Origin of the sequence: Shewanella sedimentimangrovi (assembly GCF_017354965.1) — a bacterium.
GTDB classification, from domain to species: Bacteria; Pseudomonadota; Gammaproteobacteria; order Enterobacterales; family Shewanellaceae; genus Shewanella; species Shewanella cyperi.
On record NZ_CP071502.1, the window covers coordinates 1 to 20,868 of the forward strand.

Below are 20,868 nucleotides of genomic sequence, written 5' to 3' on the forward strand. Positions count from 1 at the left end.
GTGGCGGTTTCACTTTGGCAACAATGTATCGGAAGACTGCAGGACGAGCTTTCTGCTCAGCAGTTCAGTATGTGGATCAGACCGTTACAAGCCGAAATGGATGGTGACACCTTGGTGCTTTATGCCCCGAATCGCTTCGTACTCGACTGGGTGCGCGACAAGTACATCAACATCATCAATCAGTTCTTCACCGAACAGATGGGATCCGACGCCCCCAAGCTCAGATTTGATATCGGCAGCCGTCCTTCTGCCAAAACCCAGACTGTGGCTCCCGCAGCCAGCAAGGTGGCCGCCCCTGCCGCCAAGGCCGGGATCAATCACTTTGCCCAGGCACCCGAGCCTGCTGCCGTCAGCAATCATCGCAGCAACATCAATCCCACCTACCAGTTCGATAACTTCGTAGAGGGTAAATCGAACCAACTGGGTAAGGCTGCGGCCTTGCAGGTGGCGGAGAATCCCGGTGGCGCCTACAACCCCTTGTTCCTTTATGGTGGCACGGGTCTGGGTAAGACCCATCTGCTGCATGCCGTGGGTAATGGCATAATAAAGAACAATCCCAATGCCAAAGTGGTCTATATGCATTCGGAGCGCTTTGTGCAGGACATGGTCAAGGCGCTGCAGAACAACGCCATCGAAGAGTTCAAGCGCTATTACCGCAGCGTCGATGCCCTGTTTATCGATGACATCCAGTTCTTTGCCAACAAGGACAGGTCCCAGGAAGAATTTTTCCACACCTTCAACGCCCTGCTGGAAGGTAATCATCAGATCATCCTGACTTCGGATCGCTATCCCAAGGAAATCGACGGGGTAGAGGACAGGCTCAAGTCCCGCTTCGGCTGGGGTCTGACCGTGGCCATCGAGCCACCGGAGCTGGAAACCCGGGTGGCGATTTTGATGCGCAAGGCCCAGGAAAGCGGTATCAATCTGCCCGATGAAGTGGCCTTCTTTATTGCCAAGCGCTTGCGTTCCAACGTCCGTGAGCTGGAAGGCGCCCTGAACCGGGTGATTGCCAACGCCAACTTTACCGGTCGTCCGATCACCATAGATTTTGTGCGCGAAGCGCTGCGAGACCTCTTGGCTCTGCAGGAAAAATTGGTCACTATAGACAACATTCAGAAGACGGTGGCTGAATACTACAAGATAAAGATGGCCGATATGCTGTCCAAGCGCCGCTCCCGCAGTGTGGCGCGCCCAAGACAGGTGGCCATGGCCTTATCCAAAGAATTAACCAACCAGAGCTTGCCGGAAATCGGCGATGCTTTTGGGGGGCGTGACCATACCACAGTGCTGCATGCCTGCCGTAAGATTGCCCAGCTGCGGGAAGAGAGTCACGATATTAAAGAAGATTACGCGAACCTGATCCGCACCTTATCTTCTTAATTTTTGACAGGGAATTGGACAAGATGAAATTTTCGATTGATAGGGATGCCCTATTAAAGCCGTTGCAGCTGGTGAGCGGCGCGGTAGAAAGACGCCATAACTTGCCTATTCTGGCTAACCTCCTCGTAGAAGTAAGCGGTCACTCACTCAGACTGACAGGCACAGATCTGGAAGTTGAGCTGGTGGGCCAGGCCGCCATCCACGGCGACATCCAGGAAGGCCGCACCACGGTGCCGGCCAAGAAGCTGCTGGACATAGTCAAATCCCTGCCGGAACAGACAGAGCTCAAGATAGAACAACAGGACAACAAGTGGTTGCTGCGCAGTGGCCGCAGCCGCTTCTCACTGGCGACCCTGCCGGCGGAAGAGTATCCCAATGTGGAAGCCTTCCAGGCCGATATCGAATTCAGCATCAAGCAAGGCATGCTCAAGTCCATTATCGATTCGACCCAGTTTTCCATGGCCAACCAGGACGTGCGTTATTACCTCAACGGCCTGTTGCTGGAGACCGAAGGTAACGTGCTGCGCGCCATCGCCACCGACGGTCATCGTCTGGCCCTGAGCCACAGAATGATTGCCGATTCCCTGCCCGAAAAGCAGGTGATAGTGCCGCGCAAAGGGGTGATGGAGCTGGCGCGTTTGCTGGATGCCGAAGATCAGGACATCAGCATCGCCATCGGCGAGAGTGCCATTCGCGCCACCACGGCCAACGCAGTCTTTACCAGCAAGCTGGTGGACGGTCGATTCCCCGATTACCGCCGGGTGCTGCCCAAGGGCGGCGACAAGATAGTGATCGCCAGCCGTAACCATCTTAAACAGGCGCTGCTGCGGGCTTCCATTCTCTCGAATGAAAAATTCCGTGGCGTGCGGATCCAGCTGGAAGACAGCCTGCTGAAGATCACCGCCAATAACCCGGAGCAGGAAGAGGCGGAAGAGATCATCGACGTGGATTACCAGTCCCAGCCGCTGGAAATCGGCTTCAACGTCTCCTATCTGCTGGATGTGCTTAACAGCCTCAAGTCCGATGAGGTGCGTATCACCCTCATTGATGGCAACTCCAGTGCCCTTATTGAAAACCACGTCGAGGAAGACTCAATGTACGTGGTGATGCCGATGAGACTCTAACGGACTCGGCCGGCCTTTGGGGCCGGCCAGCCCCTTGAACTTCCCCGATGAGCCTCACTCGCCTCAGCATAGACGCCTTTCGCAATATCCAATCCGCCCAATTGTTGCCCGGCCCGGGTCTGAACCTGATATACGGCCAGAATGGCAGCGGCAAGACCAGCATATTGGAAGCCATTTATTTCCTCGGAATGGGGCGGTCGTTTCGCAGCCATTTGTCACAGCGGGTTATCAACCAGGAAGCCGACAAGCTGACCCTGTTTGCCCTGCTCAAGCTCGAAAGCGGTGACAGCAAGCTGGGGCTCAGGCGCTTTCGCAGCGGTGATACCGAGGTGCGCATTGATGGCGAGCGGGTCAAGCGGCTGTCGGAATTGGCCGAGGCCTTGCCCATCCAGGTCATCACCCCCGAGAGTTTTGCGCTGCTGTTTGAGGGCCCCAAGGCCAGGCGCCAGTTTATCGATTGGGGCGCCTTTCACTCCTCGCCCCAGTTCCATCAGGCCTGGATGGCAAGTCGCCGGATTTTAAAGCAGCGAAATCAGCTTCTTAGAAATGGCGCACCCTATCAGCAGATCCGATTCTGGGATCAGGAGCTGGTGCGCTATGCCCTTGAAGTCACAGAGATAAGAAACCAATATGTCCACTCGTTAAATGACGTGCTTAAGGGTATAATCGGGGAGTTTTTACCCGAGGTGGATATCCGGGTGTCTTTCACCCGCGGCTGGGACAGCAAGAGTGAACTTGCTGAGCTGCTTGAGGCCCAATATCCCAGGGATCTGGCCACAGGTCACACTGTCAATGGCCCCCATAAAGCGGATCTGCGACTCAGGGTAGGCACTTTGCCTGTCCAGGATGCGCTGTCCCGTGGACAACTGAAATTGCTGGTCTGTGCACTGCGGATTGCCCAAGGTAAGTTGCTGAAACAGCAGATAGATAAACACAGCATCTATCTGGTGGATGACTTGCCCTCGGAGCTGGATGCCGGGCACAGACAACAGTTGCTGCAACAATTGCTCGATACCGGCGCCCAGCTGTTTGTGACCGCCATCGAGCCGGCAGCAATAGTGGATTTATTACCCGCACCGCCCGACAGGATGTTTCATGTGGAACAGGGGCGGGTGACTCAGATTGAATAACCGACGAGAGAATAATATGTCAGAGAATAGTTACGATTCGTCGAGTATTAAGGTACTTAAAGGCCTTGATGCAGTACGTAAAAGACCGGGGATGTACATAGGTGACACGGACGACGGTACAGGTCTGCATCACATGGTCTTCGAAGTGGTCGACAACTCCATCGACGAAGCCCTGGCCGGTCACTGTAGCGATATCACCATTACCATTCATGTGGATGGCTCTGTTTCGGTCAAAGATGACGGCCGTGGCATTCCCGTGGCCATTCACCCTGAAGAAGGGGTGTCTGCTGCCGAAGTGATCATGACGGTACTGCACGCCGGCGGTAAGTTCGACGACAACTCCTACAAGGTATCCGGCGGTTTGCACGGTGTGGGTGTGTCCGTGGTGAACGCCCTGTCCAAGAAGCTGCAGCTGACCATTCGCCGAGAAGGCAAGGTCCACGAGCAGTTTTACACCCATGGTGTGCCAGATGCCCCCATCAAGGTGGTGGGCGAGGCCAGCAAGACAGGTACCGAAATCCGTTTCTGGCCCAGCGAAGAAACCTTCTCCGACGTGGAATTCCACTTCGATATCCTGGCCAAGCGGGTTCGTGAACTGTCGTTCCTCAACTCCGGTGTGGGTATCCGCCTGGTTGACGAGCGTGACAACAAGGACGAGTTCTTCAAGTACGAGGGCGGCATCAGCGCCTTCGTTAACTACCTGAACCGCAACAAGACTCCGGTCAACAAAGATGTATTCCACTTTGCCCAAGAGCGTGAAGACGGCATTACCGTGGAAGTCGCCATGCAGTGGAACGATGGCTTCCAGGAAAACATCTTCTGTTTTACCAACAACATTCCCCAGCGCGACGGCGGTACCCACCTGGCCGGTTTCCGCGGCGCCCTGACCCGTAACCTCAACAACTACATGGAAGCTGAGGGTTACAACAAGAAAAACAAGACCAATGCCACGGGTGATGATGCCCGTGAAGGTCTGACGGCGGTGATTTCGGTCAAGGTGCCCGATCCCAAGTTCAGCTCCCAGACCAAGGACAAGCTGGTTTCCAGCGAAGTGAAGGCCGCGGTTGAGCAGACCATGGGTGAAAAACTCAATGACTACCTGCTGGAAAACCCCACCGATGCCAAGCTGATTGTCGGCAAGATCATCGATGCCGCTCGTGCCCGTGAAGCGGCCCGTAAGGCCCGGGAAATGACCCGCCGTAAGGGCGCCCTCGATCTGGGTGGTCTGCCGGGCAAACTGGCCGACTGTCAGGAAAAAGACCCAGGTTTATCCGAAATTTACATAGTGGAAGGTGACTCGGCCGGCGGCTCCGCCAAACAAGGCCGAAACCGTAAGAATCAGGCGATTCTGCCGCTTAAGGGTAAGATCCTTAACGTGGAGAAGGCCCGCTTCGACAAGATGCTGTCTTCCCAGGAAGTAGCGACCCTGATCACCGCCCTGGGCTGTGGTATTGGCCGCGACGAGTACAACCCGGACAAGACCCGTTACCACTACATCATCATCATGACGGATGCTGACGTCGACGGCTCGCACATCCGTACCTTGCTGTTGACCTTCTTCTTCCGCCAGATGCCTGAGCTGATCGAACGCGGTTATGTCTACATTGCCCAGCCACCACTGTACAAGGTGAAGAAGGGCAAGCAGGAGCAATACCTTAAGGACGACAGCGCCCTGACCGAATACCTGACCACCCAGGCCCTCGATGGTGCCAGCGTGCATCCATCCCAGGGTGCCCCCGGCATGAGCGGTGAGCCGCTGGAACGTCTGGTGAACCAGTATCGCGAAGTGGAAGCCATTATTGCCCGTCTGGATCAGCGTTATCCCTCCAACCTGACCAACCGTATGCTCTATCATCCCGTGATAGACAATGCCATGTTGGCGGACCAGAGCCGGATGAATGCCTGGTGTGAGGCCTTTGTGGCCGATCTGACCGAGCGTGAAAGCAGTGGCGTGCTCTACAGTGCCGTGGCGCAACTGGATCCCGAGCGTCAGGTGTATGTGCCCAAGGTGACTGTACGCAAGCACGGTATCGACACCCATTATGTGTTCACCTACGACTTCTTCCAGTCTTCCGACTGCCACAAGCTGGGTGCCCTGGCCAAGGCTCTCGACGGTTTGATTGAAGAGGGCGGTTACGTGCAGCGCGGCGAGAAGGTCAAAGAAGTGGCCAGCTTCGTCGAGGCCCTTGACTGGTTGATCGGTGAGTCCAAGCGCGGCCTCTACATCCAGCGTTATAAGGGTCTGGGTGAGATGAACCCAGAGCAGCTGTGGGAAACCACCATGGATCCCGAGAGTCGCCGCATGCTGCAGGTGACCATCGAGGACGCCATTGCCGCCGACCAACTGTTCACCTGTCTGATGGGTGATCAGGTGGAACCCCGGAGGGAGTTCATTGAGTCCAACGCACTCAATGTGGCGAACCTGGATGTGTAAGGCATAATCTTCGGCCTCAGCCGATTAAAAAAGGGAAAGCACTGCTTTCCCTTTTTTGTTGCTTCGCAATTGCGTGGGCAAAATCAGCTTTGCATATTCAATCTGATACTCTTGGTTAATCCTGAGTTTTGTATGTATTTTGCTGAAAAACAGGATATTTCTTGTGGAGTTGCCTGCTTAACCAAAAGGTCAGTGGGATGAGCAATATGTAAACGTAATCTGCTATCCAGTGGCCCAGCTCGATAAGCCAAGACACATTGTCTGTAACACCTAACTCTTCCAACTGTGGCACGATAAAAAACTTCAACAGGTAAAAAGGCAATAAAGCTACGAGAGTCAAAAAGTAAAAAATAGCGACCAAGCCGATAGTTGCCGCAAAAAATAGCAGTTGGTTCTTAACATCATAGCGCCTGCCATACCAAAAGGGCATTGCCATCGAAATAGGTATTGCAATCAAGGCGATTAGGTCATTCATAATGGCTCAGTTCCTTGCAGATGCGAACCATCCCAAGTACGGCTAAGCAGGAGAGTGTCGAGGTCACCCCACCAGCAGCCGCTAAATACAGGGCTGTCTCAATAGGCCCCTGTAAACACTTGGCCAAAACAAAGAACGCCGCGGAACCATAAAGGAAAAATCTGAAAATAATCATTTACGCATCCTTGCTATTTCACGAGTAATACTAAATAAATCAGCCTTGCCCATTTTATTTCCCTTGGCCAAGTAACCGGCTTTGTCAGCAAAATTTGTAAATATCTGAATTAGCTGTGTCTTCAATGATAACTTCATTGGTTGTACCATCAAAGAGATAGAGTGAGTTGTCAACACTTTGGCCTCGTTTAAAAAATGCAGGCTCGCCCAATTCACTCCATGCTATTGCCAGATCTTCAGTTTCATCAATTTTAAAAACAGGAGGGCTTCTTTGTGCCACGAGCTGGTAAAAGTCTTTAAACTCTTGAGGAATTCTCCTTCCGAGATATTTCTCATAGTTTAGCCACTGTGGACTCTGTAATTTATTTCTTTCTAATATTTCTTGAGTTTGTTGTTTTTCATAGATTCCAAAAATTAATTTGTATAAATGGACACACAATCTTTTCGCCAAGACCGCAACAGTGGCGATTAAGCCAAAAAATATAAATACCGCGATTATCTCGATTATAACTTCCATATCTCTAAGCTATTCCATGTGCTATCAATTGGATTAGTACGCCGGTGCTTTTTCTATCCACATTGACCGGCGTTACAACCGATAATTGCCATCGTTAGGGTTGTGAAGACAAGGCTACTCGTCCCTGGCATTAGTATTGTTTTTAATCAGTATATTGGCAGACTGTTCAATTGCCAGGCAAGTAAAAAATGATGTAAATCAGTGCCATGTCTATGGGATTCACAAATGCCGGAATTATACACCTTGAATCAAGCACTGCCGCACCAGTGACCGTCCGAGCCATGGATGGCGAGGGGAGGCTCCATGGAGGGATTCACGCCGTGTCACGGGTGTGGCAGTGCGAAAGCGCACCGCAGGGGGATAAGCGTGTCGTCAGACAGCGAGATGAACAGTTTCATCTCGCTAGCGTTCCCCGAAGGCCTCTGGCCGCCACGCGGTGATTTAGTACTTTCTGTGCTGGAAGTTGCACAAAAGCACAAGATAGCCGCTGTGCCAGCGGCACAAAGTCGTGGGTCTCCGACCCACACCCGGCCAAGAGGGGCTCATCAGCAATAATAACGTCCCTGTTTAACGGCCAGCTCGCCAATCCCAGGCTCGCGCTCAGGAGAATGTCACTGCGTGACCTTCGCCCTCTTGGATCACCCTGCCGCCCCCAGACGGAGCCGAAGGCCCCTCGGCCTCTTGAGCTTGGTCTTGCTACAGCTTCGGACTCTAGGATTTACATCCATTTAAATCCAATCCAGCTCGGCTCCCTGCCTCGCGCTCGTGTGCACGTCGCTACGCGACACTCGCCCTGCTCGACCGAAGCAGCCTCGGGTTCCCTCCCTCGGCTACGCGCCCAAGCACATCGTCCTCGGCGGCTCCTGATGGGAGACAGTACTGGTGCAATCATCCGGCATCCGTATTCATATCCAGTTGTGGAAAACCTTTATGAAAGCAGCCACAGGGACTGCTGCACCAGTAGCCAGTTAAATCATCTCTGTGTTAGGTTCACAAAGTGATAACAATGGATAGTTGGGACGGATAAGGAGTCGGGTGCATGGAATACGGCGGTAAATTAACTGGATTGGCTTTGTTGATTGCAGCTCAATGGCTGCCGGCGTCTCCGGCTATGGCCCATGCTGAGCATGATAAGGCCCGCTATGTGGCGGTTCAGGGCGTGGATCAGGGACTGTGTGATGATGCCGCCCAGCCCTGTTTGACCCTGGGCTATGCCATCAGCCATGCCAATAAGGGTGACCGGGTGCTGGTGGCCGGTGGCAACTACAAGATCCCGGATGTGGATTCGCTGTTTCTATTGATAAGCGATCTGGTGCCGGTAAAAGGGGGCTTTGATGCCAAGTACCAGACCCAGGCACCGGAGCGTTTCCAGACAGTGCTGACCGGGGTGCCTGCTGAGTTTGCCCCCGAGTTGGCGGCCCAGGGCTTTCGGGTAATAAGCGACGGCATCAGCCAGTACGGCAGCGAGCTGAACTCCCTGCTGGAGGTGCATCAGTCGCTGCAACAAAGCCAGGGCAGCAGCGATTGCGTCAATGGCAAGGCCGGTAATTTCAGCTGTAACAAGCTCAACCTGGTGGCCCATATGGCGCTGTCGGCCTTCTCGCCCATACCTTCTGCGGCCAATGATATCTGGGGCCATGTGGATCTCAACACCGGCACTGAGTACGCCATTATCGGCCTGGTTAACGGTACTGCCGTTGTGAGCCTGGCGGATCCTGCCAATCCGGTGCAGGTGGGGTTGATCGCCGGCAGTCACACCAGCTGGCGTGATATCAAGGTATACCAATGGTTTGATGAGCAGCAGCTACGCTGGCGGGCACACGCCTATGTGTCGTCCGAGGGCGCGGATAACATACAGATCATCGACCTCAGCCAATTGCCTGCCTCAGTATCCCTGGTGGCCAGCGACGCTGCCGCGGCCTCGGCCCACAACATTTACATCAGCCAGGTGGATTACAGCACCAATACGGCGCTCGATGGCTTGCAACCGGCGTTGCACATAGTGGGTCAGGGCAGCGGTGGCGGCGCCTTTCGCAGTTACAGCCTAAGCAATCCAGACAAGCTGGTGGCCCGCTTCAGTCATGCCGGGGCGACCCGCGCTGACTATACCCACGACGCCACCTCCATGGTGGTCGACGATGCGCGGGCCCAGGGCAACTGCCAGACCAGTGAATGCACTGTACTGATGGATTTCAACGAAAACAGCATGCGGCTGTGGAATATCAGCGATCTGGCCAACTCAAAACAATTGTCCGAGGTCAGTTACGCCAATGCCCAGTATGTGCATTCGGGCTGGTGGAGCGAAGACAAGCAATATGTGTTTGTCCACGATGAACTGGACGAACAGCGCTTGGGATTCAACACAACCCTGAGGATCTTTGGTCTGGATAACCTGGAAGCACCTCAGCATGTGGGGACCTGGAGCGGGCCCTCCAAGGCCATAGATCACAACGGCTATGTGCGCGGCAACCGTTACTATATGTCCAACTACCAGCGCGGTGTGACCGTGCTGGATATCACCAATGCCAGGGTGCCGGTTGAGGCGGGCTACTTTGATACCTTCCCGGCCTCGGATGGCAATGCCTTTAACGGTGTCTGGGGCATATATCCCTATCTGCCGTCGGGTCTGATCATTGCCAGCGATATCAACAGTGGCCTCTATATTTTGAGGGACAAAACCCAGAGCAATACTCGCGGCAGTGTGGGTTTCAGTGTAGCGCAGACCCAGGCCAACCCCGGCGACAACATCAGTGTCAGCGTGGCCCGTCCGACCGGCACAGGTACCGTCAGCGTCAGCTGGGAAACCCTTGGCGGTTCCGCCATTGCCGGCAGCGATTTTGAGCCGGGTCGCGGCACACTGCAATGGGCCGAGCTTGACAACGCTCCCAAGCAGATCAGCGTGCAAACCCTCGATAGCGGTAAGGGCCACCAGCTGCAGGCCTTTGTGCGCCTGTATGATCCCCGCGGCGGCCTGACCCTGGAATCGCCCAGCTACCACACCCTGGTTATGGGTGAGAACCCGCTTATGCCGGGCAAGGTCGGCTTCGACATCAGCCCACCCATTATGCAGGAGGGCGCGCAATTGCAACTGCCAGTTCGTCGCAGCGGCGGCAGCAGTGGCACTGTGCGGGTGGGTTTCCGACTGGAGAGCGGCAGTGCTACAGTGGGCAGCGATGTGACGGATAACAGCGGCGAGCTGCAATGGGATGAGGGTGACACCAGTTTGCGCTATATCACTCTGAACGCCATTGATGACAGCCAGGTGGAAACCGAAGAGAGCTTCACAGTGCGACTGCTAAGCCTGGATGGCAGCGAAATCAGCGGCGACAGTATAGCCGTGCAAATACAGGATAACGATCAGGCGCCAAGCAATCCCGGCCCAGATACCGGTGGTTCCTCTGGAGGTGGTAGTTTGGGCTGGCTGAGCCTGCTACTGCTTTTGGGGCTGAAACGCCGCCAAGTCTGAGCAAACGCCCCGTGAGGGGCGTTTTCTTTGGTGCTGGTTCCATCATCAGGCTAAACAGGGCGCGGCAGCAGAGCACGAATTTGGCGGGCAAAGTCCAGCGCCTTAAGGTTGTCGCCGTGCAGGCACAGGGTGTGTGCCTGCAATGGTATTGCCTTGCCGCTGTGGCTTGTGACCTGACCGCCGAGTAGCTTCTTTACCTGCTCCAACATGCCTGCTTCCTCGGTTAACACTGCGCCCCTGTCACTTCTTGGCATCAAGCTGCCATCGTCCAAATAGGCCCGGTCGGCGAACACCTCGGCCAGGGTGTTCAGGCCCTGCTGTTTGGCTTGGGTTAGCAGGGGACTGCCGGCCAGGGCCACCAGGGTCAGCTTGGGGTCGACCGCCTTGATGGCGTCGATAAGGCATTGGCCCGTCTGTTGATCCCGGGCGGCGGTATTGTACAGGGCACCATGGGGTTTCACGTGGAACATGGGGACCTGTTGCGCCTCGCATACTCTGAGCAGGGCAAGAATTTGCTGCTCAATGGTGCGGGTTAACGCCGCCGGAGCCAGACTCATGGATTGGCGGCCAAAGTGCTGCGGATCAGGATAGCTTGGGTGGGCGCCTATCCTGGCCCCGGCCACCTTGGCCAGCGCCACGGTTCTGGTCATGCTGGTGTCGTCCCCGCAATGGCCGCCACAGGCGATATTGACCATATCCATCAAGGGGATGATGTCGGCATCCAGGGTATAGCCTTCACCAACATCGGCGTTAAGCAGCATCATGTAAAGCCTCCGAGGCCCAGTTGCACTTGATAAAGATAGGCTTGCCAGTGTTTGCTTGCGCTGAGGGCGTCGGCGCGATCGACCTGCTGTAATTGCAGTTTCTGCCCGGGTCTGGCCTGGGCCAGTTTCCACAAATCCGCCTCAATGACTGTGGCTATCACAGGGTAGCCGCCGGTGGTCTGGGCATCGGCCAGCAAGATGATCGGCTGCCCCGAAGGTGGCAGCTGCACCACACCGGGGAATACCCCGTGTGAGGCCATCTCCAGCTCGGCGGTTTTCTGTAGCGCTCGCCCCTGCAACCTCAGGCCCATGCGATTACTGTCGCTGCCGAGCTGCCACTCCTGTCTCCACAGGGCTTCGCCATTATTGGCCAGGAGACCGAACTGTGGACCCGGTAGCACCCGAATACGCGTGTTCCATTCCGGCTGGCGCAGCCCGGCAATCCGGTTTATCTCTTTGCCAGGGAGCCAATTCAGCCTGTCACCCGGCTGTAGGGCGCGGCCTGCCAAGCCTCCCATACCACTGCTGAGGTCTGTTGCCATGGCACCGAACCACAGCGGGCAGTCCAGGCCGCCGGCGACGCAAAGATAGCTGCGCATTCCCTGTTTGGGACTGTTGAGGCTCAGCTGTTGTCCTGCGTGCACCGGGACGCGCCAACCGCACCACAGGGCCTGGTTATCCAATCTGGCATCGGCATCGGCACCTGTGAGGGCTATCCACCCATCCCGGAGAAAGCGAAAGCTGGCACGCCCCAGGGTGATCTCAATGGCGGCTGCCCCGGGTTCATTGCCAAGCAATAGGTTGCCCAGCATCAGGGCCTGGCGGTCGAGGGCGCCGCTGATCGGTACCCCAAAATGCGCCACGCCACGGCGGCCAAGATCCTGCACGCTGGCAAGCACGCCCCCCTGGATGACCTCTATCATGCGCCGGTCTCGCTGATGACAAACTCCAGGCTGTCACCGGGTTGCAGCAGGCAGTGCTCGCTGTCGAGCAAGGGAACAGAGGTGTGGCCCAGCAACTGCCAGCCACCGGGTGCGCTGCAGGGGTAGATGCCGGTCTGCTGACCGCCTATACCGACACTGCCGGCGGGGACTTGCAGTCTGGGATTTTCCCGTCTTGGGGTTGCGAGCGCATCCGGCAGGCCCCCCAGATAGGCAAAACCCGGCAGGAATCCGAGAAAAAACACGTTATAGCGGCCTTGGCTGTGGAGCCGGATAACTTTCTGCTCGCTGAGCCCGTGGTACTGGGCGATAAAGCCAAGGTCAGGACCATCGTAGCAAACGGGAATTTTATGGTGGCGACCGACAAGTTTGTGAGTACCACACAGTTGCCAACAGTCCCTCAGCGTGCGCTGCCAGTCAAAGGTTGGGTTGGCTTCGGCCAGCAGCAGGGTAAGGTTATTCATCCCGGGAACCACCTCGGCAAAGTCGGGGTCGTCGCGGCATTGTTCGGCCAGGCGCCAAATTTGCTGTTGTTGCAGCAGACCCATGGCGCTGTCCCTGGGAGTGGGCAACCATAGTTGCATGCCACGCTCTCCGATGGGCATAAGCTGAAAGTCTGACATAGCTCCGCTCCCTTGGCTGCCGCTTCTGCTAGGCTGTTATTTGAAGCTAAAAAAGGATATTGCCGCTGTCAATGACAGCCGCCGGTCATGGGTGAAATAAGCCCGGGAGATGGCTGGCGGATACAGGTACAGGGGTTAATATTAAAGTTGCTGTCCAGGTGATGAACCTAAATCAACCTTCTGAATATCAACTGATTTTGGCAGTAATGATGGGCGCGGCTTGGCGATATAAGGGTATCGATGAAATTCTTCAGCAAATTGTTCAACCTCAGGGAAAAAACCGTGGTGGAGCGGCCGGTCAGCTTCAGTGAGCCGGCCGTAGCCCAGAAATATCAACAGGACGTGCAACGGGCCAGCAGCCGCCAACAACAGCAGCAAACCGAGGTCACGGACGTGACCCTGGATGTGGCGGCCTTGTTTTACAGCCTGTTGTTCGCCGTCACCAGTAAGGACACCAGTGGGGTGGCCAACAATCTGGAGCGGCGGGTCATAGACGATGTTGAGCAGGGCCTGGCGGATCCGCAAAAGGTGGCGGTTGACGTGCTCAGATTGCCGGGCAAGGTGTTGGAGCTCGACCGAATGTTGGCCGATCCTGCGGTGGAAACCGCTGAGGTGATAGCCACCATTCAGCAGGATCCTGTGCTCTGTGCCGAGGTACTCAAGCTGTGCAATTCGCCGGCCTTTCATCGGGGAGAGAAGCACATTACCAGTTTGCAGCAGGCCGTGGTGGTGCTGGGGCGGGCCCAGTTAAGACGCTTTGTCAGCAGCGTCCTGCTTAGAGACATGATTGAGATTAAACCCATTTATTTCAGACGTTTCGGGGCTGAGATTTGGCGTCACTCGATGCAGGTGGCCTTTTTGGCCAGTGAGCTGGCCAATGAAGATAAGGACACTGCCTTTATACTCGGCTTGTTGCATGACGTGGGCAAGATAGCCATATTCCAGATGTTGGTGGCAGAATTTGTTAAGGCCGATCCCAGTGAGCAGCCCAAGTCCTGGTTGTTCAGGCAGATCATGACCAGCAAGTCGCTGGTACTGAGTGCGCTGCTGGTGAAATGCTGGCAGTTGCCGCCGCCGTTCTCCAGGGTGTTGGCGGTCCTGGCTCAGAGTGATGCGGTTCCGGAATCCGATGTGGCCCGGGCCATTTGGCGGGCAAATTGGCTCAGTGAGTGTTCCATGTTGTGGCAGGCGGGGCGGCTCAGTGAGCCCATGCTGCAGCAGTTATTGCAGCGACTGGAAGTGGATAGGGCCAGCTTTGACGCCCTGCATGAAAAGTTACTGAATTTTAAATAAAAAAAGCGCGCCAATGGCGCGCTTCTTCTTTTTCCCCGCGCTTATTGCAGCAGGGATATGTCGGCCACGTGCAGGAACTGATCGCGCAATTGCGTCAGCAGTGCCAGACGGTTGTTGCGCAGGGCCTGATCATCGGCCATCACCATCACATCTTCGAAGAAGTTGTCGACGCTGTCGCGCAGGGCGGCCAGTTCGGTCAGGGCCTGCTGATAGTTACCGGCGGCAAACAGTGGCGCTATTACCGGCGCGGTTTCGGCCAGTTTAGCCGCCAGTTGTTGCTCGGCAGATTCTTGCAACAGGGCGTTATCAACCTTGGATGGCAGCTCGCCGTCTACCTTGGCTAGAATGTTGGACACCCGCTTGTTGGCGGCGGCCAGGGCGGTCGCCTGTTCCAAGGTGCGGAAATGGGCCACGGCCAGGATACGGTCATCAAAATCCGCTGGGCGGGTTGGACGACGGGCCAGTACCGCGAGGATCACATCTGTGCTGATGCCCTTGTCCTGGTACCAGGCGCGGAAGCGGGCCATCAGGAACTCCAATACCTCGTCGGCGGCATTGGCATTGCTGAGATTGCTGCCGTGCAATTCAACGGCTTTGGCAATCAAATCAACCAGATCCAGTGGCAGCTTGTTTTCCACTATGATGCGCAAAACGCCGATGGCAGCACGGCGCAGGGCAAATGGGTCGGCGGCGCCCTTGGGGGCCTGACCTATGCCGAAGATACCGCTAAGGGTATCCAGCTTCTCGGCCAGGGCCACGGCGCAGGATACGGGGGCCACGGGCACTGTATCACCGCTGAACTTGGGTTTGTATTGTTCTTCCAACGCCAGGGCCACGGCCTCGGTTTCACCGTCCAGGCGGGCGTAGTGCATGCCCATGGTGCCCTGGGTATCGGTAAACTCCATCACCATGTTGGTCATCAGATCTGTCTTGGACAGCAGACCGGCACGGGCGGCGTCGAAACTGTTGGCACCCATGTGCTCGGCAATAAAACCGGCAAGGGTGGAGATGCGCTCAACCCGGGCCTTGAGGGTGCCGAGTTGCTGTTGGAATACCACAGTTTCCAGGCTTGGCAGACGACTTTCCAGGCTGTGCTTCTTGTCGGTATTGAAGAAGAATTCGGCATCGGCCAAACGCGGACGCACCACCTTCTCGTTACCGGCGATGATTTGGGCCGGATCCTTGGATTCTATGTTGGCGACGAAAATAAAGTTGGGCAGCAGCTTGCCGTCGTCAGAGAACACAGGGAAATACTTCTGGTCACCCTTCATGGTGTACACCAGGGCTTCGGCTGGTACTGCCAGGAACTTCTCTTCAAAACTGGCGGTCAGCACCACTGGCCATTCCACCAGCGAGGTCACTTCCTCCAGCAGGGCTTCTTCGATGTCGGCGTTGCCACCGATAACCGCGGCAGCCTTTTCGGCATCACGCTTGATCAGTGCCTTACGCTCCTGATAGTCGGCAATGACCTTGCCGCGCTCCTTGAGGGCGCTCAGGTAATTGTCGGCGTGATCCAGGCTGAAGCTGGCTTCGCCCATAAAGCGATGGCCGCGGATGATGCGGTCTGAGTTGATGCCCAGCACTTCGCCGGCAACCAGTTCACTGCCGAGCAGCAGGGTGACAGTGTGCACGGGGCGGATAAACTGGGTACTGCCGGCGCCCCAGCGCATGGGCTTGGGGATCGGCAGCTTATCCAGGGCTTTCTGGGTCATGGCGGCAATCAGGGTCTCGGTGGCCACACCTTCGACCTTGGCGTTATGGACCAGCCACTCGCCCTTGTCGGTCTTGAGGCGCTCGGCCTGGTCGACGCTGATACCGTTACCGCGGGCCCAACCCTCGGCAGCCTTGGTGGGCTTGCCATCGGCATCGAAGGCGGAAGCCACGGCCGGACCGCGTTTCTCGACCATTTTATCCTGCTGGGCAGTGGCCAGTTGCTTGACCGACAGTGCCAGGCGGCGAGGGGCCGCATACCATTCAACGGCGCCATGGCTCAGTTCGGCCTTGGCCAGCTCGTCGGTAAAGTTGGCGGCAAAGGATTCGGCCAGGTTGCGCAGGGCCTTCGGCGGCAGCTCTTCGGTGCCGATTTCTATGAGTAAGTTTTCAAAATTCATCTGTGTTTACCTCTTACTTACACATTGGGAAGCCCAGGGCTTCGCGGGCCTTGTAGTAGGCTTCGGCAACCGCCTTGGCCATGGTGCGTACGCGCAGGATATAGCGCTGACGCTCAGTGACCGAGATGGCGTGACGGGCATCCAGCAGGTTGAATGCATGGGAGGCCTTCATCACTTGCTCGTAAGCGGGCAGAGGCAGAGGGGTTTCCAGTGACAGAAGATGCTGACAGGCTTTTTCGCATTGGTTGAACATGCCGAACAGGAAGTCCACATCCGCGTGTTCAAAGTTGTAGGTAGATTGCTCTACTTCGTTTTGATGGAATACATCGCCATAGGTGATACGACCCAGGGGGCCATCGGTCCATACCAGGTCATAGACGCTGTCGACGCCTTGAATATACATGGCCAGACGCTCCAGACCGTAGGTGATTTCACCCGTGACCGGGCTGCACTCCAGGCCACCCACTTGCTGGAAGTAGGTAAATTGGGTCACTTCCATGCCGTTGAGCCAGACTTCCCAGCCCAGGCCCCAGGCGCCCAGGGTGGGCGATTCCCAGTTGTCTTCGACGAAACGTATATCATGGATTTGAGTGTCTATGCCCAGGGCGCGCAGCGAACCCAGGTAGAGTTCCTGAATATTGGCCGGAGAGGGCTTCAGAACCACCTGGAACTGGTAATAGTGCTGCAGACGGTTGGGGTTTTCACCGTAGCGACCGTCGGTTGGGCGGCGTGATGGCTGCACATAGGCGCTGCTCATGGGCTCGGGACCGAGGGAGCGTAGGAAGGTTTGCGGGTGGAAAGTACCGGCACCCACTTCCATGTCCAGCGGTTGAACAATGGCGCAGCCCTGCTGTGCCCAGTAATCCTGCAGGGTCAGGATAAATCCCTGAAAAGTCTTTACGTCGTGTTTCGTCGTCATGTCTACTGCTGTCAGGCTGAAATAGAAAATGGTTTCGATTATACCCTGTAGATCCGGGCTTATGTAGGCTAATTTTTATCGTATTTTGCATGAAACCGGGGTTTTTCCCGGGGATTGAGGCGTCAGGCAGGATTCAGCACACAGTGCTGTTTGCAGTAGGGGGCCGCCACGGGGGAAAGAAAAAGGGGTGTTCCACGTGGAACACCCCCTTTGAGTCGAGACAGGCCGTTACTCGAAGAAGAACGGCTGACGTTGACGCTTGGCACCGTTGAGTTGATTCATGGTCTCGGCGTCATAGAGCTTGCCGTTGACCATGGTGTAATGAACCTTGTCGGTGACACGTATATCTGCCAACGGGTCGCCATCAATTACTATCAGATCCGCAAGCTTGCCAGCCTTGATGGAGCCCAGTTGCTGCTCCATACCAAAGGTGCGCGCCGGGTTGATGGTGGCCGTCTTGAGTACGTCCAGATTACTCATGCCGCCTTGGGCAAACATCCACATCTCCCAGTGTGCCGCCAGGCCTTCCCGTTGACCATGGGCACCTATGTTGGGGTGCACACCTATGTCATTGAGCTCCTTGGCCACCTTGGCCACGTTAAAGTGGTTGTAGTGGCCATCGGGCGCGTGTGGGCGACGCATGGCGCGGGCCTGCAAAATGTCACCTGGTACATATTTGGACAGGCGTGGGTGAGCCCAAACATCTGTCTTGTCATACCAATAGTTTTCTCCGGATATACCGCCGTAGGCGACAACCAGGGTCGGTGTGTAGCCAACCTTGGTTTGACTCCAGAACTGCTTGATGTCGCTATAGATGGCGGCGGCCGGCAGCGAGTGCTCAACCGTGGTATGGCCATCGGCGACCATGGTCAGGTTGTGTTGCAGCAGGCTGCCACCTTCGGGGACCACCATCATTTCCAACTCGCGGGCGGCGGCTATGATCTGCTGCCTCTGGTTGCGGCGGGGCTGGTTATAGCTCTTGACGCTGAAGGCGCCGACCTTCTTCAGGCGTTCCAGATGGAACTTGGCATCGTCCAATGAATCCACGTGACTGGTGTAGCCGGGCAGGTTGGCGCCGTACAAAATGGTACCGGTGGAGAAAATCCGTGGACCAACTATGTCACCGGCCTTTTGCTGTTCCGAAGCAGCAAAGATCTCCGTGGTGTCGTTGGATGGGTCGTGGATTGTTGTCACCCCAAAAGCCAGACCGGCGTACAGGTTCCAGTTTTGCTGTGGGATGATCTCATCTTCAGCTTGAGAGCCATGGGCATGGGCATCAAAGAGGCCTGGCATCAGGGTTTTGCCCTTGATATCTATGAGCTGGGCATCTTTGGGGATCTGCACATCAGCTCTGCTGCCGACGGCAACAATGTGGTTGTCCTTCACTATGACAACGCCATCTTCAATGACCTTGTCCTCTTCCATGGTGATGACCTTGCCGCCAACAAAGGCCACTGTTCCACGTGGAACATCAGCCTTGTGTTTGAAACCAATGCCGGTGACAGTGGGTTCTACCTTGGCATCTTTATCGGCCTTTTTACCGTAGCCGGTATCGACCGGTATCTGGTACAAATCGGGGCCCAGGGTCCAATAGAGCTGATTGCTCTGTTTGTTCCAACTCAGGTTCTCACCGGCGCGCGCGCTCAGTTGGGTCACGGGCAGATTACCGGCCTTGGGGCCTATCTCTATGGTTTCACCGTGCTTGGCGAAGGGGGTAACCCAAACCCGGAAGCGTTCGGCGAAGGCCAACTGTTCGCCATCGGGGGAGATGCGAAACTCGGTAGCGTGCTTGCTGGTGTAATGCACCCGCTTGTCAAAGCCATCGAGATTCATGGAGGACAGTTGCGGTGTTTCACCGGACTCCATAAAAAATACCCGGTCATCGTTGGCACCAAACTGAGGTTGGAAACCATCGGCACTGAGTTTGCTGTTGGTCTTGGACTTCAGGTCCACCTTATACAGCCCCGGTTCCTGTGACCAGGTTCTGGGTGTGATATAGCCACCCTTGGCACGGCGATAAACCACCAGATCGCCCGAGGGTGAAAACACGGGCTCAACGTATTTTCCCGGTTCATTGCTTAGGGTGGTGACCTTGCGGCCGCTCAGACTGATGACCCTGACCGAGCCCTGTTCCTTGTCGTTCCAGGTGGTGAACACCAGTTGTTTGCCATCCCTTGACCACTGCGGATAGAGCTCTTCGATATCCTCTTCAAGCTTGGTCAGACGGCTGACCTTGCCATCGGGCAGGGACTTGAGCCACAGTTTACCCAGAGCTTCATAAACCACCTGCTTGCCGTCCGGTGACACATGCGCCATGCGCAGCATCTTAACGTCAAATTCATCCTGGTCGATATTCTGGGCAAAACGCACCGAGGGCTGCACGTCCAGCTGAGTCTTGACCGAAAACGGTACTTCAGCCACCTGCTTGTTGTTGACGTTCAGGCGTTGGATCTTACCCTTGGCCCAGAACAACAGCTCCTTGTTATCCGAGGTCCAGCTCATCATGGGGTACACGCCATGGATGGCCCAGGTTTCCTGCATGTCGCGGTCGAGTTCGCCATAGAGTTTTTCGCTGGCTCCGGACTTAAGATCCAGCAGGTACAAACTGGACTGGAAGCCATCACGCTTGATGTAAGCGAGTTTTTTACCGTCGGGGCTTGGCGTGGGGCGGATGGCGCCACCTGTACCTTCAATCAGCACTTCGATTTCACCGGTTTGGGTGTCGTAACGCTTAATCTTGTAAATGCCGGCAACCGAGTCTTTCGAATAGTGGAATGTTTTGCCGGGGGTATCATCCTGGCTGAAGTAGATGTAGCGACCATCGGGAGAATAGGCGGGCTCACCCAGGTCTTTTTGATCGTTGGGGCGTTCGGTCAGTTTCACGCCCTCACCACCGGCAATATGGTACAGCCAGACTTCACCGGCCCCCAGGCTGCGGCTGGCGGTAAAATGCTTGCGGGCTACCAGGTATTGGGAGTCTGGGCTCCAGGCCGGGCTGTTCAACAGGCGGAAGGTTTCTTTGGTCACCGGGCGTGGGTTGCTGCCGTCGGCATTCATCACCCATATATTGTCACCGCCATCTTCATCAGAGGTGAAGGCTATGTATTTGCCGTCGGGGCTGTACACAGGCTGCATTTGCCAGGCTATGCCCTTGGCCAGCACTTCGGCTTCACCGCCCTTGGCCGGGATCCGATAAATATCACCGAGCAGATCAAAGACTATGTATTTGCCGTCCGGGCTGATGCTGACGTTCATCCAGGTACCTTCCTGGACATCAATATTCACTTTTTCCAGTGGGGCATTGGCCGGCGCATTAACCTGCCATTCTGGCTTGTCCTGACTTTCCGCATGGCTGGGAAGGCCCAGGGCCAGGCCTAACGCCAGACACAGGGGAGTGAGCGGTGATTTAAACATAGGGGTGTCGTCCTGATTATTGCGATGTTGAGAACCATGAGCAACTGCGTATAGTTATTTTGTATACAGTTGGTTCAAAGAGCCTCTTTTATCTCACAAATTG

At 55.9% G+C, this 20,868-nt stretch carries 15 protein-coding genes; 6 read left to right on the plus strand and 9 right to left on the minus strand.

Annotated elements, in window-relative coordinates; all coding sequences use genetic code 11:
• Genes dnaA through gyrB form a run of 4 tightly spaced genes read left to right on the plus strand, consistent with a single transcriptional unit; the run spans position 1 to position 6,068 of the window.
• Positions 1-1,380, plus strand: coding sequence for a chromosomal replication initiator protein DnaA (gene dnaA / locus JYB85_RS00005; protein ID WP_207321446.1), 1,380 nt, complete (start codon positions 1-3; stop codon positions 1,378-1,380).
• A gap of 23 nt (positions 1,381-1,403) precedes the next feature.
• Positions 1,404-2,504 (plus strand): DNA polymerase III subunit beta, encoded by a 1,101-nt coding sequence (dnaN, locus tag JYB85_RS00010; protein WP_207380529.1) that lies wholly within the window; start codon positions 1,404-1,406, stop codon positions 2,502-2,504.
• Between the two features lie 47 nt (positions 2,505-2,551).
• Positions 2,552-3,634 carry a DNA replication/repair protein RecF gene (recF, locus tag JYB85_RS00015; RefSeq protein WP_207380530.1) on the plus strand — a complete coding sequence of 361 codons (1,083 nt, stop codon included), beginning with the start codon at positions 2,552-2,554 and terminating at the stop codon, positions 3,632-3,634.
• 16 nt (positions 3,635-3,650) lie between these two features.
• Positions 3,651-6,068 carry a DNA topoisomerase (ATP-hydrolyzing) subunit B gene (gene gyrB, locus JYB85_RS00020; RefSeq protein WP_207380531.1) on the plus strand — a complete coding sequence of 806 codons (2,418 nt, stop codon included), beginning with the start codon at positions 3,651-3,653 and terminating at the stop codon, positions 6,066-6,068.
• A 115-nt stretch (positions 6,069-6,183) separates the two neighbouring features.
• Here gyrB and JYB85_RS00025 read toward each other — a convergent pair whose 3' ends face one another.
• The 3 genes from JYB85_RS00025 to JYB85_RS00035 all read right to left on the minus strand — a co-directional run bounded on the left by JYB85_RS00025 (position 6,184) and on the right by JYB85_RS00035 (position 7,234).
• The gene (locus JYB85_RS00025) at positions 6,184-6,543 is read right to left on the minus strand and encodes a hypothetical protein (protein ID WP_207380532.1); all 360 of its coding nucleotides are present in this window, start codon (positions 6,541-6,543) and stop codon (positions 6,184-6,186) included.
• On the minus strand, positions 6,536-6,718 hold the full coding sequence (locus JYB85_RS00030) for a hypothetical protein (RefSeq protein ID WP_207380533.1): 183 nt from the start codon (positions 6,716-6,718) through the stop codon (positions 6,536-6,538). The genes JYB85_RS00025 and JYB85_RS00030 overlap by 8 nt, the downstream gene beginning before the upstream one ends.
• 84 nt (positions 6,719-6,802) lie before the next feature.
• Complete coding sequence (locus tag JYB85_RS00035; RefSeq protein WP_207380534.1) at positions 6,803-7,234, minus strand: hypothetical protein; 432 nt, start codon at positions 7,232-7,234, stop codon at positions 6,803-6,805.
• A 1,039-nt stretch (positions 7,235-8,273) separates the two neighbouring features.
• Here JYB85_RS00035 and JYB85_RS00040 point away from each other — a divergent pair.
• Complete coding sequence (locus JYB85_RS00040) at positions 8,274-10,700, plus strand: choice-of-anchor B family protein (protein WP_207380535.1); 2,427 nt, start codon at positions 8,274-8,276, stop codon at positions 10,698-10,700.
• A 50-nt stretch (positions 10,701-10,750) separates the two neighbouring features.
• Here the strand turns inward: JYB85_RS00040 and pxpA are convergent, their stop codons facing one another.
• From pxpA to pxpB, 3 genes are read right to left on the minus strand one after another with little or no spacing between them, the layout of a single operon-like run.
• Positions 10,751-11,464 (minus strand): 5-oxoprolinase subunit PxpA, encoded by a 714-nt coding sequence (gene pxpA / locus JYB85_RS00045; RefSeq protein WP_207380536.1) that lies wholly within the window; start codon positions 11,462-11,464, stop codon positions 10,751-10,753.
• On the minus strand, positions 11,461-12,387 hold the full coding sequence (locus JYB85_RS00050; protein ID WP_207380537.1) for a 5-oxoprolinase subunit C family protein: 927 nt from the start codon (positions 12,385-12,387) through the stop codon (positions 11,461-11,463). Before JYB85_RS00050 ends, pxpA begins: the two co-directional genes overlap by 4 nt.
• A complete protein-coding gene (gene pxpB / locus JYB85_RS00055; RefSeq protein WP_207380538.1) occupies positions 12,384-13,028 on the minus strand; it encodes a 5-oxoprolinase subunit PxpB in 645 nt (214 codons plus the stop codon). Before pxpB ends, JYB85_RS00050 begins: the two co-directional genes overlap by 4 nt.
• 240 nt (positions 13,029-13,268) lie before the next feature.
• Here pxpB and JYB85_RS00060 point away from each other — a divergent pair, with 240 nt between their 5' ends.
• Positions 13,269-14,321: an HDOD domain-containing protein gene (locus JYB85_RS00060; protein WP_207380539.1), complete on the plus strand. Its 1,053-nt coding sequence runs from the start codon at positions 13,269-13,271 to the stop codon at positions 14,319-14,321.
• A 41-nt stretch (positions 14,322-14,362) separates the two neighbouring features.
• Here JYB85_RS00060 and glyS read toward each other — a convergent pair whose 3' ends face one another.
• The 3 genes from glyS to JYB85_RS00075 form a co-directional block, all read right to left on the minus strand.
• Complete coding sequence (gene glyS, locus JYB85_RS00065) at positions 14,363-16,432, minus strand: glycine--tRNA ligase subunit beta (RefSeq protein ID WP_207380540.1); 2,070 nt, start codon at positions 16,430-16,432, stop codon at positions 14,363-14,365.
• A 13-nt stretch (positions 16,433-16,445) separates the two neighbouring features.
• Positions 16,446-17,351 (minus strand): glycine--tRNA ligase subunit alpha, encoded by a 906-nt coding sequence (gene glyQ / locus JYB85_RS00070; protein WP_207321460.1) that lies wholly within the window; start codon positions 17,349-17,351, stop codon positions 16,446-16,448.
• A gap of 228 nt (positions 17,352-17,579) precedes the next feature.
• Entirely contained in the window at positions 17,580-20,765 is a 3,186-nt protein-coding gene (locus JYB85_RS00075; RefSeq protein ID WP_207380541.1) for an amidohydrolase family protein, read from the minus strand.
• Between the last annotated feature and the right edge of the window lie 103 nt (positions 20,766-20,868).

What these genes read in the sequence shown, in the direction of transcription:
- JYB85_RS00060 (WP_207380539.1), top strand. Translation starts at nt 13,269, where the DNA reads ATGAAATTCTTCAGCAAATTGTTCAACCTCAGGGAAAAAACCGTGGTG.
- dnaN (WP_207380529.1), top strand. Translation starts at nt 1,404, where the DNA reads ATGAAATTTTCGATTGATAGGGATGCCCTATTAAAGCCGTTGCAGCTG.
- JYB85_RS00040 (WP_207380535.1), top strand. Translation starts at nt 8,274, where the DNA reads ATGGAATACGGCGGTAAATTAACTGGATTGGCTTTGTTGATTGCAGCT.
- JYB85_RS00035 (WP_207380534.1), bottom strand. Translation starts at nt 7,234, where the DNA reads ATGGAAGTTATAATCGAGATAATCGCGGTATTTATATTTTTTGGCTTA.
- gyrB (WP_207380531.1), top strand. Translation starts at nt 3,651, where the DNA reads ATGTCAGAGAATAGTTACGATTCGTCGAGTATTAAGGTACTTAAAGGC.
- glyQ (WP_207321460.1), bottom strand. Translation starts at nt 17,351, where the DNA reads ATGACGACGAAACACGACGTAAAGACTTTTCAGGGATTTATCCTGACC.
- pxpA (WP_207380536.1), bottom strand. Translation starts at nt 11,464, where the DNA reads ATGATGCTGCTTAACGCCGATGTTGGTGAAGGCTATACCCTGGATGCC.
- glyS (WP_207380540.1), bottom strand. Translation starts at nt 16,432, where the DNA reads ATGAATTTTGAAAACTTACTCATAGAAATCGGCACCGAAGAGCTGCCG.
- JYB85_RS00030 (WP_207380533.1), bottom strand. Translation starts at nt 6,718, where the DNA reads ATGATTATTTTCAGATTTTTCCTTTATGGTTCCGCGGCGTTCTTTGTT.
- JYB85_RS00050 (WP_207380537.1), bottom strand. Translation starts at nt 12,387, where the DNA reads ATGATAGAGGTCATCCAGGGGGGCGTGCTTGCCAGCGTGCAGGATCTT.
- recF (WP_207380530.1), top strand. Translation starts at nt 2,552, where the DNA reads ATGAGCCTCACTCGCCTCAGCATAGACGCCTTTCGCAATATCCAATCC.
- pxpB (WP_207380538.1), bottom strand. Translation starts at nt 13,028, where the DNA reads ATGTCAGACTTTCAGCTTATGCCCATCGGAGAGCGTGGCATGCAACTA.
- JYB85_RS00025 (WP_207380532.1), bottom strand. Translation starts at nt 6,543, where the DNA reads ATGAATGACCTAATCGCCTTGATTGCAATACCTATTTCGATGGCAATG.
- JYB85_RS00075 (WP_207380541.1), bottom strand. Translation starts at nt 20,765, where the DNA reads ATGTTTAAATCACCGCTCACTCCCCTGTGTCTGGCGTTAGGCCTGGCC.